At 54.1% G+C, this 2,930-nt stretch carries 2 protein-coding genes and 2 pseudogenes; 1 reads left to right on the top strand and 3 read right to left on the bottom strand.

Going from position 1 to position 2,930, the window contains the following annotated elements:
* Positions 1-136: 136 nt before the first annotated feature.
* Both PN477_RS05985 and PN477_RS05980 read right to left on the bottom strand, forming a co-directional pair.
* Positions 137-529: pseudogene (locus tag PN477_RS05985) on the bottom strand (polysaccharide deacetylase family protein); the annotation flags it as partial.
* A 23-nt stretch (positions 530-552) separates the two neighbouring features.
* A complete protein-coding gene (locus PN477_RS05980; protein WP_272121709.1) occupies positions 553-1,116 on the bottom strand; it encodes a response regulator in 564 nt (187 codons plus the stop codon).
* Between the two features lie 332 nt (positions 1,117-1,448).
* On the opposite strand from PN477_RS05980, the gene PN477_RS05975 reads away from it, so the two are divergent.
* Positions 1,449-2,549 carry an isocitrate/isopropylmalate family dehydrogenase gene (locus PN477_RS05975; RefSeq protein ID WP_272121707.1) on the top strand — a complete coding sequence of 367 codons (1,101 nt, stop codon included), beginning with the start codon at positions 1,449-1,451 and terminating at the stop codon, positions 2,547-2,549.
* 135 nt (positions 2,550-2,684) lie between these two features.
* Here PN477_RS05975 and PN477_RS05970 read toward each other — a convergent pair.
* Positions 2,685-2,930, bottom strand: a pseudogene (locus tag PN477_RS05970) (hypothetical protein); the annotation flags it as partial.

The following is a 2,930-nucleotide window of genomic DNA, read 5'->3' as shown; positions in this document are numbered from 1 at the left end:
GTCGTTCTCGAAAAAGGTGGAGAACCACATTGGGGCGATATGGCTGTTCATCCATGAGTACAATCGGGGCATCAGAGAGAAGCTGGCGGAGCAAGATGCCCCTATCTTTTCCTCTAGCCTGCACTAAAATGCACTACCGTTCCGCTGCTTCGTCAAGGGTGCTTTGGCGTTCGGAGTTGGTGCGACCGTGGGCGACAATTTCATCGCCGCGATCGCGAAAGGCCCGCATCACCGCCGGGCAATAGTCATACAATTCTGAATTCACCAACACCGCCACGGGTAGGGCCAACTCTTCAAACAGTTCCAACAACCGCCAGACCCCGACCCGATTGCCGTAGTCCCGCCAGGCATAATTCAGCACATCCGGCTCTGGCCCTCCCGGTGCGAGGGTCGCCCCCAGCCCTTCCCCAAAGGCGAAATGCTCTAAGTTGAGGGCAATGTACACCGCTAATTTTCGCTGCTTTGGCCAGGCATACGGGGGGCGATCGTGAATGGATGAATAGGAATAACGATGATGGCTCGGTAGCATTGCCCCGTCATGATGGAACGAAATTATTTGAGTTTTTGTTTAATGAATTGCACAAGCTGGCCCATTTGTTTTTTGAGCGTGGCAATTTCTTTATCCATTTGAGCCACTTTTTTCTGAAGAGCCTGGACATCGGCCGATCCTCCGCCGGTGGCAGGAGCGGGGGCAGCATCCACAGGAACCGGGGCGGGCGTTCCCATCGCTTTTTTCTTCGCGGTGGCTTTTTGCATGGCTTCCTTGAGGGCCTTGACCAATTGAGTTTTTTCAAAGGGTTTTTCCACAAAGGCAAAAAACTCAAAGGGTTCTGGCAGTTTTTCGGTGACTTCTTCTTTACGTCCCGACATCAACATCAATGGAATGGTCGCCAGGTGTGGATCTTTCTGGATTTCCTGATAGACTTCCCAACCACTCTTTTTCGGCAGCAAGAAATCCAACATAATCAATGTTGGTGATTCTGCTCGGAGTAATTTCAGCCCTTCGACCCCATCTTTGGCTTCGATCACTTCGACATTACCGACCGGCAGCATATCTTTTACCATGCGTCGGATCACCCGACTGTCATCAATTACAAGAATTTTCTGACTAGCCACAACTGACTCCTTCTTAGGGGGCGAATTCAAGAACTGATACTACATTAGTCTAGGTTTCCCACAAAGGGCAATTTTATATGATGAAAGAGAAAACACGGGTGTTCCTTGCCGGGGGATGGGGTTGCTGGGGGTGAAGGGGCCTGAATCTCAGCACAGGAAAAATCACCGCTAAACCTGTCGGCTCTAGCGGGAGTCCTCTTTTGAGGTTAAGATAGCGGCTCTCGTTAAGATTATTGGAAGCTTCTCGTTTCGTGCCGAGCGTTACAACTGCGATCGCGAGCCATCCACCACAATTTCTGCAATAACGCCGTTTCAGGAATGTATTGTGTGCCATGGCAACTCAGCCACCCATCCCAGCGATCGCCGTCATGCACGGAGATCAAACCGGAGAAGAACTCCTCCTCGAAGCCCTGCGCGTGCTCCAGCCGGACGTGATTCGTCAACCGCTGCAATGGATCGATTACGATTTGAGCCTCGACAATCGCCGGGCCACGAATAATCAAGTGGTATGGGATGCAGCCGCCGCCACCTGTAAAACCGGCCTGGCCCTCAAAGCCGCCACCATCACCCCCGAAATTTCCGGCGACGTGGGCAGCCCCAACGCCATTTTGCGCGAAGCCTTGAGCGCGTCGGTAATTTTGCGCACCGGGCGACGCTTGCCCCAAATTCGACCCATCGGCGGAGTGTACGCGCCGATCACGATCATGCGCATGGCGGTCGATGATGCCTATGGGGCGAAGGAATGGCGCGAACCCACCGACACCGGGGACGAAATCGCCTGGCGCACGTCTAAAATTAGCCGTTCCATCTGTCGCACCGTGGCAGAGTTTACCTTTGCCCATGCCCAACGCACGGGGGCGAAAGTTTTCGGCGGGCCAAAGTTCACCGTCAGCGCCACCTATGAAGGCATGTTCAAAGAAGAACTCGATGCTGCGGCCGAGCGTTATCCTAATGTGGCCTATCAACCGTTGTTGATTGATGCCACCTTTGCGCTGCTGTTACAAAATAGCGGCGAGGCGTTGGTGATTCCTGCCCTCAATCGTGATGGGGATTTACTGTCGGATATGGTGCTGCAAATGTACGGCAGTATTGCGGGGTCGGAAAGTTTAGTAATCGGGTTTGATCCGGCAACCTTGCAAGCGAAAACGGTGATGGCCGAAGCTCCCCACGGTACGGCCCCAGCCCTTTACGGTAAAAATATTGCCAACCCGATGGCGATGATTTTGGCGGGGGCGGCGTTGCTGACCTATGTGGGAAATCCGGCGTGCGATCGCGCCTCCCGTGCCATTTATGAATCCGTCTTTGAGGCCCTCTACGAAGGCAAAGCCACCCCCGATCTACGCGGCCAACTGAGTATGTCCGACTTCACCGACACCATCATCCAAAAGATCCAAACCAAGCTCGAAGTCTGGTCAACCCTCGAATCCACCTAATCCACCTCAGCCCAGAATGCAGCGGGAATTTGTCAGCCCTGCTGCCAATACCTCACCCATTCTTTCTGTTGACGACAACAAGGAGCATACATCCCCTTGTTTGGTCTCACGGTGATAATCCGATAAAAACCTTACTCAATCTTGCATTGCTCGCAGAGCATCCGTAACCACGGCCACCGGCACAGACAACGCCGCCGCGATTTGGTCAGGGGTTAATCCCAAGGCTGCCAATCGGGGAATCGCTTCTCGTTGAGATTGTTCGGCGCGATCGGCGCGTTGGGCTTCGGCTTCAGCGCGTTGGGCTTCGGCTTCAGCGCGTTGGGCTTCGGCTTCAGCGCGTTGGGCTTCGGCTTCAGCGCGTTGGGCTTCGGCTTCAGCGCG

The sequence above is a fragment of the Spirulina subsalsa CS-330 genome, assembly GCF_028330765.1.
In the GTDB taxonomy this organism is placed as follows: domain Bacteria; phylum Cyanobacteriota; class Cyanobacteriia; order Cyanobacteriales; family Spirulinaceae; genus Spirulina; species Spirulina subsalsa_A.
Note: the sequence above shows the minus strand (reverse complement) of the source record. Positions and strands in the feature narration are given on the sequence as shown.

Bases quoted from the DNA above. Each gene is read 5' to 3' on its own strand.
- PN477_RS05975 (WP_272121707.1), top strand. From the start codon at position 1,449: ATGGCAACTCAGCCACCCATCCCAGCGATCGCCGTCATGCACGGAGAT.